14 protein-coding genes and 1 other RNA gene are annotated in these 15,420 nt (G+C 47.7%); 8 read left to right on the forward strand and 7 right to left on the reverse strand.

The features are described 5' to 3' along the window. Window positions 1-47: 47 nt before the first annotated feature. From ptsP to CHH53_RS09370, 5 genes are all read right to left on the reverse strand, one after another. Window positions 48-1,763 (reverse strand): phosphoenolpyruvate--protein phosphotransferase, encoded by a 1,716-nt coding sequence (gene ptsP / locus CHH53_RS09350; RefSeq protein WP_095215865.1) that lies wholly within the window; start codon window positions 1,761-1,763, stop codon window positions 48-50. A gap of 5 nt (window positions 1,764-1,768) precedes the next feature. Beyond that, complete coding sequence (locus CHH53_RS09355) at window positions 1,769-2,035, reverse strand: phosphocarrier protein HPr (protein WP_038564763.1); 267 nt, start codon at window positions 2,033-2,035, stop codon at window positions 1,769-1,771. Between the two features lie 77 nt (window positions 2,036-2,112). After that, window positions 2,113-4,017: a PTS fructose transporter subunit IIABC gene (locus CHH53_RS09360; RefSeq protein WP_095215866.1), complete on the reverse strand. Its 1,905-nt coding sequence runs from the start codon at window positions 4,015-4,017 to the stop codon at window positions 2,113-2,115. Between the two features lie 14 nt (window positions 4,018-4,031). Next, a complete protein-coding gene (gene pfkB, locus CHH53_RS09365; protein ID WP_095215867.1) occupies window positions 4,032-4,943 on the reverse strand; it encodes a 1-phosphofructokinase in 912 nt (303 codons plus the stop codon). Then, window positions 4,940-5,692 carry a DeoR/GlpR family DNA-binding transcription regulator gene (locus CHH53_RS09370; protein ID WP_095215980.1) on the reverse strand — a complete coding sequence of 251 codons (753 nt, stop codon included), beginning with the start codon at window positions 5,690-5,692 and terminating at the stop codon, window positions 4,940-4,942. Before CHH53_RS09370 ends, pfkB begins: the two co-directional genes overlap by 4 nt. Window positions 5,693-5,905: 213 nt before the next feature. Between CHH53_RS09370 and secG the strand changes: the two genes are divergently transcribed. From secG to rnr, 3 genes are all read left to right on the forward strand, one after another. Next, on the forward strand, window positions 5,906-6,139 hold the full coding sequence (gene secG / locus CHH53_RS09375) for a preprotein translocase subunit SecG (protein ID WP_095215868.1): 234 nt from the start codon (window positions 5,906-5,908) through the stop codon (window positions 6,137-6,139). A 119-nt stretch (window positions 6,140-6,258) separates the two neighbouring features. Continuing rightward, the gene (locus CHH53_RS09380; RefSeq protein WP_095215869.1) at window positions 6,259-7,014 is read left to right on the forward strand and encodes an alpha/beta hydrolase; all 756 of its coding nucleotides are present in this window, start codon (window positions 6,259-6,261) and stop codon (window positions 7,012-7,014) included. A 42-nt stretch (window positions 7,015-7,056) separates the two neighbouring features. After that, window positions 7,057-9,345, forward strand: a complete 2,289-nt coding sequence (gene rnr / locus CHH53_RS09385; RefSeq protein WP_095215870.1) for a ribonuclease R — start codon at window positions 7,057-7,059, stop codon at window positions 9,343-9,345. Window positions 9,346-9,380: 35 nt separating this feature from the next. On the opposite strand, the gene CHH53_RS09390 is transcribed toward rnr, so the two are convergent. Continuing rightward, window positions 9,381-10,241, reverse strand: a complete 861-nt coding sequence (locus tag CHH53_RS09390) for a GNAT family N-acetyltransferase (RefSeq protein ID WP_095215871.1) — start codon at window positions 10,239-10,241, stop codon at window positions 9,381-9,383. A 117-nt stretch (window positions 10,242-10,358) separates the two neighbouring features. Between CHH53_RS09390 and smpB the strand changes: the two genes are divergently transcribed. From smpB to CHH53_RS09415, 5 genes are all read left to right on the forward strand, one after another. Continuing rightward, complete coding sequence (gene smpB / locus CHH53_RS09395) at window positions 10,359-10,823, forward strand: SsrA-binding protein SmpB (RefSeq protein ID WP_093725697.1); 465 nt, start codon at window positions 10,359-10,361, stop codon at window positions 10,821-10,823. Window positions 10,824-10,919: 96 nt separating this feature from the next. After that, window positions 10,920-11,285, forward strand: a transfer-messenger RNA (tmRNA) gene (gene ssrA / locus CHH53_RS09400). A 342-nt stretch (window positions 11,286-11,627) separates the two neighbouring features. After that, window positions 11,628-12,251: a nuclear transport factor 2 family protein gene (locus CHH53_RS09405; RefSeq protein WP_158221528.1), complete on the forward strand. Its 624-nt coding sequence runs from the start codon at window positions 11,628-11,630 to the stop codon at window positions 12,249-12,251. A gap of 151 nt (window positions 12,252-12,402) precedes the next feature. Continuing rightward, window positions 12,403-13,341, forward strand: a complete 939-nt coding sequence (gene murB, locus CHH53_RS09410) for a UDP-N-acetylmuramate dehydrogenase (protein ID WP_369819874.1) — start codon at window positions 12,403-12,405, stop codon at window positions 13,339-13,341. Window positions 13,342-13,383: 42 nt separating this feature from the next. Beyond that, a complete protein-coding gene (locus tag CHH53_RS09415) occupies window positions 13,384-13,644 on the forward strand; it encodes a CPCC family cysteine-rich protein (RefSeq protein ID WP_095215981.1) in 261 nt (86 codons plus the stop codon). 140 nt (window positions 13,645-13,784) lie between these two features. Here CHH53_RS09415 and katA read toward each other — a convergent pair whose 3' ends face one another. Next, window positions 13,785-15,236, reverse strand: a complete 1,452-nt coding sequence (gene katA, locus CHH53_RS09420) for a catalase KatA (protein WP_095215874.1) — start codon at window positions 15,234-15,236, stop codon at window positions 13,785-13,787. Window positions 15,237-15,420: the final 184 nt, after the last annotated feature.

The raw sequence follows: 15,420 nt of genomic DNA on the forward strand, positions 1-15,420 counted from the left end.
TGTTCACTATAAAGAAAACAGCTCCCCCGTTGCTGGGAGAGCTGTTTTTATTGTGCAGTTCTTTGACGGACAAGCTGTTCCACTTCATCTGCAGTGCTGAGAGCCAATGCTTCTTGACTCAGTTCCTGCATCTCGGCTTTGGATAGCTTCGTGATTTGTGTTCTTGCCGGCAGGATGCTGGTTGCGCTCATGCTGAACTCATCAAGGCCAAGGCCGAGAAGAAGCGGGATTGCAATTGCATCGCCTGCCATTTCCCCGCACATGCCAGCCCATTTTCCTTCAGCATGTGCTGCCTCGATGACATTATGCACAAGGTTCAGGATAGCTGGGTGGTATGGCTGGTACAAGTAGCTTACGCGTTCATTCATGCGGTCAGCTGCCATGGTGTACTGGATCAAGTCGTTTGTGCCGACGCTGAAGAAATCTACTTCCTTCGCAAATTGCTTCGCAGCAACCGCAGTGGAAGGGATCTCGACCATGATACCGATTTCGATGGAATCGGAGACTTCCGCGCCTTCAGCAGTAAGCTTATCTTTTTCTTCGAGAAGGATGGCTTTTGCTTGGCGGAATTCCTCCAAAGTAGCGATCATCGGGAACATGATTTTAAGGTTTCCGTATACGCTTGCACGCAAGAGGGCACGAAGCTGCACACGGAAGATATCATCGCGTTCCAGGCAAAGGCGGATGGCGCGGTAGCCAAGGAAAGGGTTCATTTCCTTCGGAAGCTGCAGGTAGCTAAGCTCTTTATCGCCGCCGATGTCCAATGTACGAACAACAACAGGCTTGTCTCCCATTTGCTCAAGTACGGCTTTATAGGATTCGAACTGCTCCTCTTCACTAGGAAGCTCACTTTTGCCCATGTAAAGGAATTCAGTACGGTAAAGGCCGACACCTTCGCCTCCATTGTTTTGAACGCCAGTGACGTCTTCTGGCGTACCGATATTGGCAACAAGCTCTACATGGACGCCATCTGTTGTAACGGTAGGTTCATTTTTCAGTTTCGCCCATTCTTGTTTTTGCTGTTCGAAAGCTGCTTGTTTCGCTTTGTAAGTCGCTAGTTCATCTTCTGTCGGATCGACAATGACAGTGCCTTCGATGCCGTCAACGATGATCATGGCGTCACTTGCAGCGGAAGTCGTGATCGACTTCGTACCGACGACAGCAGGAATCTCAAGGGAGCGGGCCATGATGGCGGAATGGGAAGTACGTCCGCCGATGTCGGTTGTAAACCCTTTCACAAACTGCTTGTTGAGCTGTGCTGTATCCGATGGAGTCAGGTCCTCTGCAATAATGATAACTTCTTCATCTATAAGTGCAGGATCAGGGAAGGAAACCTGAAGCAAGTGCGCCATGACGCGTTTTGTGACATCCTGGATGTCAGCTGCTCGTTCTTTCATATATTCATTGTCCATGCTGCGGAACATGTCGATGAACATCGTAGCTGTCTCATCAAGGGCAGCTTCTGCATTGATGCTGTTATTGCGGATATTGTCTTTGACAGGGTTGATCAGTTCGGGATCTGCCAAGACAAGCAAATGAGCCGAGAAAATCTCGGCATGCTCGTCGCCAAGTGACACACGGGCATTCTCACGGATTTTCTCCAGCTCTTGTTTGCTGATCTCGAGGGCAGCATCCAAACGGCTGATCTCTTCTTCCGCATTTGCAACAGTCGTCTTATCGAAAGAGAGGTCTGGCACAGCCAAATGGTATGCTTTTGCAATCGCAATACCATTTGAAGCTGCGATTCCGTTTATCATGCTCATACGGATTATTCTCCCAGGCCTTCGCTTTTGATAGTTTCCGCAATTGTATTGACTGCTTCTTCAGCGTCGTCGCCTTCAGCAGAGATTGTGATTTCAGCACCCTGTGGAATACCAAGGCTCATAACACCCATGATAGATTTAAGGTTGACGCTCTTGCCGTTGTATGCAAGCTGGATATCGGATTTGAAGCCGCCTGCTTTATTCACTAAGATTGTAGCCGGACGAGCGTGTACGCCAGTCTCATCTGTAATTGTCATTGTTTTTTCTGCCATGGTAAATACCTCCAAAGATTAAGTTTTATGTGAATGCTTTCATTCTTGTTATGTGAATGCTTTCATTCTATCTTATTTTATACTTTTCTTAGGTCTTTTTTCAATAGTCCTACAATAATAGCTGTGACAAAAGCACCGATTATGATGGAAAGGAAGTAGAGCAATGGATTTCCATCGACCAAACTTGCTGAGATTATGCCGCCGTGCGGTGCGTTCAACCCGATTTCGAAGAAGGCAGACAGACCGCCGGCTACTGCGGCACCGATTGCTGTTGCCGGAATGACACGAAGCGGGTCGGCAGCTGCGAATGGAATGACACCCTCCGAGATGAAGAACGCGCCAAGCACGTATGCTGTTTTACCTGTTTCTCTTTCCTGCTTCGTGAACTTGTTGCGGAATAGGCTTGTCGCAAGTGCGAGTCCCAGTGGCGGTACCATACCGCCGGCCATGACGGCTGCCATGAATTCCAGGTTGCCTGCATCCAGCATCGCAATGCCGAAAGTGTATGCCGCTTTGTTGATCGGTCCGCCCATATCGATAGCCATCATCGCACCAAGCACGAGTCCTACCAATACCAGGTTAGTGCCGCCAAGCCCCTCCAGGAAATCGGAAAGCGCTACATATACTTGAGTCAATGTCGGGTTGATCAACAGCATGATCATACCGGTGATGAAAATGCTCAATACCGGGAAGAAGAGAATCGTTTTCAAGCCTTCCAATACGGCTGGGAGACCGGAAAGTGCCTTCTTGATGCCAAGTGTCACATAACCTGCCAGGAAACCGGCGATCAGACCGCCAAGGAATCCGGAGCTGGTTGCATCTCCATGGCCATAGGTCACAGCAATCAAACCGCCGATTGCACCTGGAGCGAAACCAGGTTTATCAGCAATGCTGCTGGAAATGAAACCTGCCAGTACGGGAACGATCAGGAAGAACGCCTGATTGCTTCCGATTTCATTCAGCATCTCTGCAAAACGGCTGTCAGGGAACAACTCTCCGAAAAGGATGCTGAGAGCAATCAGGATACCGCCGCCGACAACGAATGGAAGCATGTTGGAAACACCATTCATGATGTGCTTGTAGAATCCGGAACGCTGTTCTTTCTGACCGCCTTCTGCAGCAGCTTCTGAGCTGCGTCCGCTGTTATGGTGGACTGGTGCATCCTGGGCCAGTGCTTTTTCAATCAATTCTTTCGGTATTTTCAAGGCGCGCCCTACTGGAACCTGCAAGACGTGCTTCCCTTCGAATGGGCTGAGATCGACATTGACATCGGCTGCAACGATGATTGCTGTTGCTTCTTTGATGTCTTCGTCAGTCAGGCGGTTCTTGATTCCGCCAGCTCCATTTGTCTGGACTTTGATCGGGACATTCATTTCTGCTGCTGTCTGTTTCAGCTTATCGGCTGCCATGAACGTATGGGCGATACCGGTAGGGCATGCAGTGATGGCAAGTACTTTGCCTTTTGAGCCTGATGCATCCTGTGCCTGTTCTGCTGCTGGGCTTTCTTGTTCTTCTTCGCCAAGCTCTTCTTTTTCCTTGGCATCGATGATGGTCATGATCTCTTCTTCCGTCTTTGCATTTTCAATGCTTGAACGGAATGTGCTGTCCATCAAGAAAGAAGAAAGCCGGGATAATGTTTCCAGATGTGTCTGGTTTGCCCCCTCAGAAGCCGCGATCATGAAGAATAGATGGGATGGCTGGCCATCCAGTGCTTCATAGTCCAGTCCTTCTTCTGAACGGCCAAAAGCAATTGCCGGAATTTTGACGGCAGCTGATTTACCGTGCGGAATGGCAATACCTTCGCCGATTCCTGTCGTGGACTGTGCTTCACGCGCAAGGATTGCTTCCCTGAATCCTGCTTTATCGTTCAGTTTGCCAGCTTCGTCCAGCTTGGAAACAAGCTCTTCGATGACATCCGCTTTGGATTGGGACTTTAGCTGCAAAATGATAGTATCTTTGGTTAAAAGTTCTGTAATTCGCATAGGTAACACCCCTCTTAGATAGATGTGAGCTTGACTTGGCTTACTAATTCTTCTATATATTGTCTTTCGCCAAGATCGTCACTGAAAGCTGTAGCACTTCCTGCTGCCACCGCATAGGTGAATGCTTGCTCGTAATTGCCCGATTTTTCAAATGCGGCCAAAAACCCTGCGACCATGCTGTCGCCAGCGCCGACGGAGTTTTTCACTGTGCCTTTTGGAGTCTCGGCTTTCCAGGCATGATCTTTATTCACGAAGATCGCACCTTCACCGCCCATTGACACAATGACATTATCGATGCCGGTATCATGCAGTTTCCGTGCGTAGCTGACGATTTCTTCAATGGAAGAGATCGTCGTGTCGAATAGCTCCCCCAGTTCATGATGGTTCGGCTTGACAAGGAACATACGCTTGCCGATTAAATCCCGAAGCGCAGCACTTGAAGTATCCGCAATGAACCTGGTGCCATTTCCTTCACAGATATCCGCCATCCGAGCATAAATATCTGCCGGTACGGAGCCGGGTGCATTGCCTGCAGCTACGAGAGCATCATTTTTACCGAGGCCTCTGATCTGTTCGAAAAGCAAGTCTAGCTGCTCTGTCGCAATGGATGGTCCTGGTCCGTTGATTTCTGTTTCGGCGCCGGATTTCAGTTTTACATTGACGCGTGTCGGTTCATTTATTTCAATGAATTGATGCGCAATGCCGGCGCTTTCCAGTGTTTCCTTGATGAAGGCGCCTGTAAAGCCGCCGATATATCCTAATGCCGTCGTTTCCACATCCAAACGCTTCAGCAAACGGGAAACATTGATCCCTTTCCCGCCGGCGAAATAGGCTGTTTGTGTGGCGCGATTCAGATCTCCTGCCTCAAAACCGTCCACGTGCATGATGTAATCGATGGATGGGTTCAGCGTGCATGTGTAATTCATGAGTCCACAACCTTTATTGATGTAAGTTTCTTGTAAGCAGTCAGTTGTTTCGAGCTGGCATGGTCGACGATAAGCTTTGTTTCTGTCAAATCAGCTATATGTGCAAAGGCAGTCTTATCCAGCTTGCTCCTGTCAGCCAAAACGAATGTTTCATTCGATCGAAGCAAGGCCTGCCGCTTGATGGCAGCTTCTTCTGGATCTGGCGTAGTGCAGCCATTGTCTGGATGGACGCCGTTTGTACCGAGGAAACATTTATCGAAACGGTATTGGGTGAGTGCGGTCATCGCACCCCTGCCGATTAAAGTTCTCGTTTTATCCTTTACTAAACCGCCTGTCACATACACAGTGATGTCCTTTTCATAAAGTGCCTCCAAATGAGTCAAACCATTTGTGACGACGGTTACATTTCTGCCTGTCAAGAAGGGGATCATCTGATATGTCGTCGTACCGGCGTCGAGGAAGATGCATTCATCTTGTCCGACGAGACTGGCAGCGTATGCTGCGATTAGGTGCTTTCCGGTCCGGTTTTGCGTCTCTTTCTCGGTATAGCTCATTTCATATCTTAAAGAAGATACTGTCGTCGCGCCGCCATGGACCCGCTGAAGCAGCTTCTGCTTTTCTAGTTCGATCAAATCCCGGCGTATTGTCGAGACGGAAGCGCCTGTTGATTCCACGAACTCTGGAATCGTGACAACGCGCTGTTCTTGCAGCATCTGCAGGATCATTTCCTGCCGCTCAGGTGTAAGCATTTCCATTACCTCCTCCTGAACTTAAGTCCACTATAAAGGAAACGGTTTCACCTTGCAACCAAAAAAATTCAAAAAACGCCATAAAAATTCAAATTTCTTAAAAACTGTTCAAGATTTTGTCAGAACTTGCAGGGCGGACAAGAACATCTTGCCAATTATCTGACACGTATGCTACAGTTGACATAGGTATTTGCCGTTATAGGAGGTGCTGGGATGCAGACAACTTTAGTAGTTCTATTAATAATCGATGCCATCGCGCTGATTGCGTTAGTCCTTTTACAATCTGGTAAGAGTGCAGGTCTGTCCGGAGCTATTTCCGGAGGAGCTGAGCAATTATTTGGAAAGCAGAAGGCCCGTGGTTTGGACTTGTTCCTCCATCGTGCAACAATCGTTACAGGAGTCATTCTTTTTGTATTGACGTTCCTTTTGGCGTATGTCCTGCAGTAATCGAATAGCCAATTCCATCCCTCGTCACAACTTCTGTGGTGGGGGATTATTTATTCCCGGGGAAGGGAAAACTAGTTCGGAAATCTACAATATAAATAGTCATAACAGGGGAGATACATATGGTCACAATGAAACAGCCAGAGCCGTTCACATTCGAGGGGAAAGGAGATCGCGCTGTGCTGCTGCTGCATGGTTTCACCGGCCATTCAGCGGATGTCCGGATGATGGGGCGTTTTCTTGCAGGCAAAGGGTATACCGCTCACGCGCCTATCTATCGCGGACATGGGAAAACACCGGATGATATCGTCGCTTCCAATTCTGATGAATGGTGGGAGGATGTACAGAATGCTTATCGGTATCTGAAGGATAAGGGATATGAAAAGATTGCTGTAGCTGGTTTGTCACTGGGCGGGGTACTCAGCTTGAAGCTGGCCTACTCCTATCCGGTGAAGGGCGTCATCACGATGTGTTCGCCGATGTTTTTCGATAATGAAGCCCAACTGAACAAAGGCTTCAAGCTATATGCGAAACAGCATAAACAGCTGCAGGGAAAAGATGAGCAGACCATCGAACAGGAATTGGCAGAATTGATGGAGGCGCCCGCGACTGCAGATATGTTTCAGCGCCTGGGGGCCTTCATCACGGATGTAAGCAAGCATGTCGACGAAATCTACGCACCTCTTTTCGTGGTACAAGCTACAGAAGATCAAATGATCAATACGGATAGTGCCAACTATATTTATGAAAACGCGGAATCCGATTGGAAGGAGATCAAGTGGTACGAGAATTCTTCCCACGTGATTACGATGGGAAAAGAAAAAGAGCAGCTGCATGAGGATGTATATCAGTTTCTCGAATCGCTTGATTGGGAATAGTTCATACTAGATGAAAAAAGCCGAAAAGAAGGTGAAGCAATAATGGACGAAATAAAGCAGAAGATATTGGCTTATTTCAAAGAAAACGCGGCTAAGCCGTTGACAGTCGAAGAAATCGAACAGCAATTGGAGCTTGATGAAGCAAATGAATTCACCGTCCTTGTCAAAGGACTTAATGAATTGGAAACAGAAGGACAGCTTGTCCGGACAAGAAGCAACCGCTTCGGACTGCCTGAAAAACTGAACCTTGTGCGCGGCAGGATTCAAATGCACGCAAAGGGCTTCGCTTTCCTCATACCAGATGAAGAAGGCGTGGATGATGTTTATATCCACTATAGCGATCTGCAGTCTGCCATGAATAATGATACAGTGCTTGTACGGATCGAGAATAAAGCAGAGGACGGACAGCGCCGCGAAGGACAGGTGGTCCGGATCCTGGAGCGGGCGATAGCGGAAGTTGTCGGTACATATGAAGATAACGGCCGTTTCGGATTCCTCATTGCCGATGACAAACGGATACCGAATGATATCTTCATACCGAGAGGGGCTTCCGGCGGCGCGACAGACGGTCACAAAGTCATTGCCAGGATCACGAAGTACCCGGAAGGACGTATGAGTGCCGAAGGGGAAATCATCCAGATACTTGGTCATAAGAATGACCCGGGCATCGATATATTGTCCATCATCTATAAGCACGGTATTTCGACGGAGTTCCCGCCGGAAGTGCTGCAGCAGGCGGCAGAGACACCCGATACCATCGACCCTTCCGAGATAGAGAATCGCCGGGATCTCAGGGAGATGATGACGGTGACGATCGATGGAGCGGACGCGAAGGACTTGGATGACGCCGTAGCTGTCAGCCGTCTGGAAAACGGGAATTACCGCCTGGTCGTTTCCATTGCGGATGTATCCTACTATGTCGAAGAGGGCTCTCCGATAGACGAAGAGGCTCTGGAGAGGGCAACCAGCGTTTATTTGGTCGACAGGGTGATCCCGATGATCCCGCACCGCCTCTCCAATGGAATCTGTTCCCTGAATCCTCAAGTGGATCGCCTTACTTTGACTTGTGATATGCAGATCACCCCACAAGGGGAAGTGGTGGAGCATGAGATTTACCAGAGTGTCATCAAGACGAATGAACGGATGACATATGGGGATGTGAACCGGATTTTGCTGGAGGATGATCAAGAGCTGAAAGCCCGTTATGCCGATCTTGTCCCTATGTTTCAGCAAATGGAGGATTTGGCTGCGATCCTGCGGAAAAAGCGCATGGACAGGGGGGCGATCGATTTTGACTTCCCTGAAGCAAGGGTTGCTGTCGATGAAGAAGGAAAGGCAGTGGATGTCGTCCTTCGGGAACGTTCTGTTGCAGAGAAGCTGATCGAGGAGTTCATGTTGGCTGCCAATGAAACAGTCGCGGAGCATTTTCACTGGATGGATGTGCCTTTCATTCACCGGATCCATACTGATCCCGATCCGGATAAGCTGCAGCATTTCTTCGAATTCATTACCAGTTTGGGATATACCGTCAGAGGATCATCCTCGGATATCCATCCGCAAACATTGCAAAAAATCGTCGAGCGGGTGAGAGGCACGCAGGAAGAGATGATCATCAACCGCCTCATGCTGCGCTCGATGCAGCAAGCAAAATATGATCCGCAAGGCCTGGGGCACTTCGGGCTGGCGACGAAATTCTATACACATTTCACCTCGCCGATCCGCCGTTATCCGGATTTGATCGTGCATCGATTGATCCGCACCTATATCGTCAATAATCAGCTGGATAAAAAGACACAGGACCATTGGAAAGAGCGTATGCCTGAAATCGCGAGACAGTCTTCGGAACGGGAACGTGCTGCTGTCGATGCAGAAAGGGAAACGGATGACCTGAAGAAAGCCGAGTATATGCAAGATAAAATCGGCGAGGAATTCGATGGCGTCATCAGTTCCGTCACCGGTTTTGGATTGTTTGTCGAGCTGCCTAATACCATCGAGGGCCTTGTTCATGTCAGTTACCTGACCGATGATTTCTATCACTTCGATGATAAGCGTTATGCGATGGTGGGGGAACGAACTGGCAACCAATTCCGTATCGGTGATGAAATCACGGTCCGTGTGGTGAAGGTGAATATCGAGGAACGCGTCATCGATTTTGAAGTGGTTGGCATGAAACCGAGGAAACCACGCGAAAATCGCGACCGGCCAACGATCATCAAAGCAGATAAGAAGAAAAAGCCTGGTGATCACCGCCCGCCGAAGAACAAGGGCAAACGGAAACCACCGGCAAGAGGTAAGAAGAGCAAGAAACGCAATACAAGGAAAAGACCATAAAATGAACGCCCCGACTACATGAGCCGGGGCGTTTATCATCTGATGTATTTACCATAGATTAGCCAGGGATCATCATCCTCCGCGAAGCTCTCCTTAAAGACTGCGGGTATGCAGGAAGCATTCCCCGGTGAAACATCCAGCTGGGGGACGAGCTGTCTATCGGATTGCTGCAAATAGTCGAACACAGCAGCCCACAGGCCATCCTGCTCAAACACATCCGGCCAGAAATATTGGATCTGGGCTAAGTCCCTGCCTTTAAAGTCTTCTTGGATCGCCATGATGCGACTGGCATCCGTATTGCGGAATACGGAGAGTTTCTCTATGTACTCATCCTCCAGTATGGCGGCAGCATAAGGAATAGGAAAATAGGCTTCATATGGATAAAAAGCCAATTTTGTATCCTTGGCTGCTTGTTCGATTGCATCGCGCTTCGCTTCGGTTCCTTCGATTGGCTGCCATGGTGCAGCGGCAGGAAACTCGGCCTCCCCTGGATTTTCCATCAGCAGACTGATGAATTGACTGTTATACCGCATATTGAGCTTGTCCAGTACCCGCTGTGCAGGTAGGTTGGACTTGCGGGTGATGGCGCCAAGCCAATTCATCCTAGGGTCTTGTTCACAATAGGCAATGATATGCTTCAGTAAAGCTGTGGCATTCCCTTTGGATTGATAGCGGATATCACTGCGTAATCTGCCTAATATACCGTTTCCATTCGGCAAACGGTATACCCCTGCCACTGCAGCAAGCCCTTCCTCTGTCATCAGGCCGAACAGGGATTGAGCAGGGTTTTCGATCAGCTGCGGGAAAGACCCGATCACATAATCATCCTCGATGCCGGTTTGCATATCGAGCACTGACCGGTAATCATCGATAGTCAATTGCCTTATCGTCGTCATCTTCTATTACACTCCAATCAATCAGGTTCTTATCCATTCCCGATTCAGTATATGAATCGTTAGGATAATCATACAGTTTCTGATAAAATAAAGCTCGTAGTTAGGAGGAAGAAGTCTATGGCTAAGGGACAAGGTAAAGTACTCGCACAGAATAAGAAGGCCAATTTCGATTATGCAATCGAAGAGACGATCGAAGCTGGCATCGTTCTGCAAGGTACCGAGATCAAATCGATCCGTGCCGGCCGAGTCAATTTAAAAGATAGTTTTGCCAGGATCGACCGCGGGGAAGTCCGCATCATCAATATGCATATTTCGCCGTATGAACAAGGAAACCGATTCAACCATGATCCGACACGGACAAGGAAGCTGCTATTGCACCGCAAGCAGATCGATAAACTGATCGGTCAGACGCAGCAGCAGGGTTATTCCTTGGTGCCGATCAAGCTGTACATCAAAGACGGCTTTGCCAAAATCCTGCTTGGTGTCGGGAAAGGGAAAAAGAAATACGATAAACGTGAAGATCTCAAACAAAAGCAAATGAAACGCGATGTAGATCGTGCGATGCGCGACCGCGATTATTAAACTTGCATTTCCTGATAAAGATGATATAATGGAATTTGTCTGGGATTTGAATTTATCCTAAGTGAACGGGTTACTTCCTGTAGCCCCCATTATCATGGGGACGTTACGGATTCGACAGGGGTAGATCGAGCTCAGGCTGCGTGTCGAGGTTACGGCTCGTAAAACGTTACGCCTAAATATAACTGGCAAAACTAACAACAACTACTCTCTAGCAGCTGCGTAAGCACTCCTGGAGGATCCTTGCTGCCATCGCCCATGTGGCAGATTCGAGGGTCTCAAACTGAAGTGGGCTACGCCATCATCCTCCGCTTGCGGATGATCGGAAGAAGACAATCAAGCTAGCCTCGCTGAAAGCCTGTCGTTAGGCCGAAGCGTGTGCGAATTATAATATGACGACTACACACGTAGATGCCTGAGTGCCGATATCTCTGGACGTGGGTTCGACTCCCACCGTCTCCATCCTTACATACGGATGGAAAAGAAAGCTTCGGAATACTGATTTCAGTATTCCGAAGCTTTTTTATTTTTCCCGCACGTCTGGAATGACTGATGGGTGAATATTGCAGGACGAGAAATGCCCATGCATTGTGATGCTTTTTCAAATAGTGGCATAAAACCTGTAATCGGCCGGGAGTATCTGCAGCATGATATACAAGAAGCCTTTGGAGTACATGTGAGCCTTAACTTATATTGTTGCTTACTCTGAATGGTTTCGGACAAACCATATGTCTTTCTTAAAGGTCGGTAACGGGATACAATTAGGTTGGCTAGAAAGAATATTCGAGTAGAATGGAGTTACGACAAGTGGCAGAAACACAAATTACATTATCGACCGGAGAAAAGATCGTTACACAAGCATCAGAACGACAAATCCTGCAGCATATAACGAATAATCAAGGCATGATCAATAAAGCCTTTATCGTGATTGGCGACGTACATATCGCTACTGCTCATATAGTCAAGGTGGAATCGCTGGAACAGCCGGATACGATGGGAGAGCTGTATCAGGATCAACAAGCTGTTGAGACAGAGAGTGCTTATCCGAGCGACCAAGCAGGTGAAACCGGGGGCCAAGAGCAATTCGAACTTCTGGAGCAGGAGCTTCGGGAGGCCATGCAGACACGTGATATCTTCCTGCTGGATACGCTTTTGCATGATGAGCTGGTTTCCATCAACCATGAAGGCAGTCAAATCACGAAAGAAATGCATTTGGAAGCACATCGGACACTGGCTGTCCGTTTCACGGAAGTATCCTGCAAGGACCTGCAGATCAAACCGACAAAGGATGGAGCGGTGACGATTTCACAAATCCACTTAAAGGGTGAGGCAGGAGATGAAAAGATCGATGGGGACTATATCCACACACGTGTATGGCAGCTGATCGGTGATCAATACCAGGTCATCGCCGGACATTGTTCGAGGCTGTAAAGCAGGCGCATCGTTCCTTTTATTGCATAGACTATAGGTGTCTGGCCTAACAGGAAAATAAGAGCATTGTCACGTGTGTGATATGTGGTATACAATACAGGTTGGGGTACGCTCATTTGCAGCGGCTAATACAGTAATGAGGGATTAAATGATGAATGTGAACACGCTTGAAAAGGATTTAAAGCAGTTTGTAGATGCCAATGATGTACTGATAGAAGCACCGCTTGCGGATTACACATATACAAAGGTGGGCGGAAAAGCGGATGTACTCATTTTTCCGAGGAATTATGCGGAAATCGAACAGATTGTTGCCTACACAAAAGAAAATGATGTACCGCTGACAATACTCGGTAATGCATCGAATGTGATCATCCGTGATGGCGGCTTGCGCGGAGTGGTGGTCATCCTTACCAAAATGGATGAAGTGAAAGTGGAAGGGAACCGAATCACAGCCCAGTCTGGTGCTGCGATCATCGATGTTTCCAGAAGGGCATTGGATGCAAGCTTGACAGGTTTGGAATTTGCCTGCGGCATTCCGGGATCGATCGGCGGAGCCTTATATATGAATGCTGGTGCGTACGGCGGGGAAGTGAAGGATATCCTGGAAGAAGTAGTCGTCATCACTGATACAGGTGAGCGTAAAGTGATGTCGAGCGATGAATTGGAGCTCGGCTATCGCACGAGCATTTTGCAGAAGAATAACTACATCGCTGTCGAGGCAACATTCGTATTGGAAAAAGGTGAACAGACGGCTATCAAAGCGAAGATGGATGAACTGACGCATCTTCGTGAATCGAAGCAGCCTTTGGAATATCCATCTTGCGGAAGTGTTTTCCAGCGCCCTCCGGGTCATTTTGCTGGAAAGCTGATCATGGATGCCGGACTGCAGCTGACACGAATCGGCGGTGTCGAGGTGTCGGGGAAGCATGCTGGCTTCATGGTGAACGTGGCAAATGGTACAGCATCGGATTATATCAATCTGATCAAACACGTACAGAAGACAGTCAAAGAGAAGTTCGGCGTCAGTTTGCACCGGGAAGTGCGGATCATAGGGGATTCACCCGATGAAGAGATAAGTACATCACTTTGATAAGTGATGTATTTTTTTATAGGAAAGAGAGGGAAGGATTTGCTGGCATATACCTGTCCTTGCTGCGGATATAAAACCTTGGAAAGTGACGGATCATATGATATATGCCCCATTTGCTTTTGGGAGGATGATCCGTTTCAGAAAGAACATATTTATGAAGGAGGAGCAAACACCGTTTCTCTCATAGAGGCACAGCAAAATTACAAAGAATTTGGAGCTTGTGAAAGACATGTCATCCAGTACACGAGGAACCCCGCCGCTGAAGATGAAAAAGATCCGGGCTGGAAGCCTGTAAAGGGATGATCCATAACAGAACAGCTTCTGCACGTTGGAATGTCAACAGCGAAAAAGAGTGATTTTCGGGTTTGGAGCATTATATTGTGTAAAAGAAAAAGGATAGATGAACAAGTGCTGTTCATCTATCCTTTATTTATCTTCTCGGATTAAACTTCCTGTGGAAGGGCAATTCCAAGACCGTCAGCGACACGCTGACCCCATTCTTTATCTGCTTTGTAGATATGAGCTACTTGGCGTTCAAGAATTTCTTTTCTTGTAACAGGCTTCATTGCATTAACGAAGTTTTCTACAAGGCGAGTCTTTTCATCATCAGTCATAAGACGGTAAAGATCACCTGGTTGTGTGTAGTGGTCATTTTCATCATAAGCAACGCTATCAGCTTGTCCGGATACTTCGAATGGCGCCATCTTGCTTGCTGGATCTTCTTTCGGACCGTTTAAGCTGTTAGGCTCGTAATAAACGCCGCTTCCGCCATTATCATCGAAACGCATTTGACCATCACGCTGATAGTTGTTCACTTCGTTGCGTGCACGGTTGATCGGAAGTGCCTGGTGGTTGGCACCTACACGATAACGGTGGGCATCATGATAAGCGAATAGACGGCCTTGAAGCATCTTGTCAGGAGATACTTCGATACCAGGTACAAGTGTCCCTGGAGAGAACGTCGCTTGTTCCACTTCCGCGAAGTAGTTCTCTGGGTTGCGGTTCAATACCATACGGCCGACTTCGATCAGCGGGTAATCTTTTTGGGACCATACTTTTGTTACATCGAATGGATCGAAGCGATAAGTGTTCGCATCTTCAAGCGGCATGATTTGTACATAAAGCTTCCACTCAGGGAAATCGCCGTTTTCGATTGCGTTGAACAGATCTTCTGTATGGTAGTCCGGATTTTCACCAGCAAGTTTCTCCGCAACGGCAGGATCAAGGTTTTTAACGCCTTGCTGTGTTTTGAAGTGATATTTCACCCAAACACCTTCGCCTTTGTCGTTAACCCATTTGAATGTATGGGAACCGAAGCCATGCATATGGCGGAATGTCGCCGGGATACCGCGGTCAGACATAAGGATCGTCACTTGATGCAGGCTCTCTGGAGAAAGGGACCAGAAATCCCATACTGCATCAGGATTTTTCAAATGTGTCTGCGGATGTCTTTTTTGTGTATGGATGAAGTCAGGGAACTTGATCGCATCACGGATGAAGAATACAGGTGTATTGTTACCGACTAGATCATAGTTGCCTTCTTCTGTATAGAATTTAACAGCGAAACCGCGAGGGTCGCGCACTGTATCAGCAGAGCCCAGCTCGCCAGCTACAGTAGAGAAACGGATGAACATATCTGTTTTCTTGCCTACTTCTGAAAGGAAGGCTGCTTTGGTATATTTAGAAACATCATTGGTGACTTCAAAGTATCCATGTGCACCAGCACCTTTAGCGTGTACCACACGTTCAGGAACGCGTTCACGGTTGAAGTGTGCCAGTTTTTCAAGTAAATGCACATCTTGGATCAGTGTCGGTCCACGTGAACCAGCGGTTTGTGAATTCTGGTTGTCGCCAACTGGAGCTCCCCAGCTTGTAGTCAATTTTTTGTCTGCCAAGAAAATCACCTCGTATGTAATGTTTTAGTAAATCTATCAATATAGTAACATCTTTTTATTAAAAATCAATACTTAATTATAATAATTATAAACTTATTAACAAAAAAATTAAAAAGGATAAACCAGCTAGAAAGCAGGTTTACCCTGATAGGTTGAATGATACCGTTTCCAAAAATCTTATAAA

Origin of the sequence: Terribacillus sp. 7520-G (genome assembly GCF_002271665.1) — a bacterium.
Lineage (GTDB): Bacteria > Bacillota > Bacilli > Bacillales > Amphibacillaceae > Terribacillus.

Coding starts and splice junctions, on each gene's coding strand:
- CHH53_RS09390 (WP_095215871.1), bottom strand. CDS start 10,241: ATGACGACGATAAGGCAATTGACTATCGATGATTACCGGTCAGTGCTC.
- CHH53_RS09355 (WP_038564763.1), bottom strand. CDS start 2,035: ATGGCAGAAAAAACAATGACAATTACAGATGAGACTGGCGTACACGCT.
- smpB (WP_093725697.1), top strand. CDS start 10,359: ATGGCTAAGGGACAAGGTAAAGTACTCGCACAGAATAAGAAGGCCAAT.
- secG (WP_095215868.1), top strand. CDS start 5,906: ATGCAGACAACTTTAGTAGTTCTATTAATAATCGATGCCATCGCGCTG.
- murB (WP_369819874.1), top strand. CDS start 12,403: ATGAATGTGAACACGCTTGAAAAGGATTTAAAGCAGTTTGTAGATGCC.
- CHH53_RS09380 (WP_095215869.1), top strand. CDS start 6,259: ATGGTCACAATGAAACAGCCAGAGCCGTTCACATTCGAGGGGAAAGGA.
- CHH53_RS09370 (WP_095215980.1), bottom strand. CDS start 5,692: ATGCTTACACCTGAGCGGCAGGAAATGATCCTGCAGATGCTGCAAGAA.
- rnr (WP_095215870.1), top strand. CDS start 7,057: ATGGACGAAATAAAGCAGAAGATATTGGCTTATTTCAAAGAAAACGCG.
- ptsP (WP_095215865.1), bottom strand. CDS start 1,763: ATGAGCATGATAAACGGAATCGCAGCTTCAAATGGTATTGCGATTGCA.
- pfkB (WP_095215867.1), bottom strand. CDS start 4,943: ATGAATTACACATGCACGCTGAACCCATCCATCGATTACATCATGCAC.
- CHH53_RS09360 (WP_095215866.1), bottom strand. CDS start 4,017: ATGCGAATTACAGAACTTTTAACCAAAGATACTATCATTTTGCAGCTA.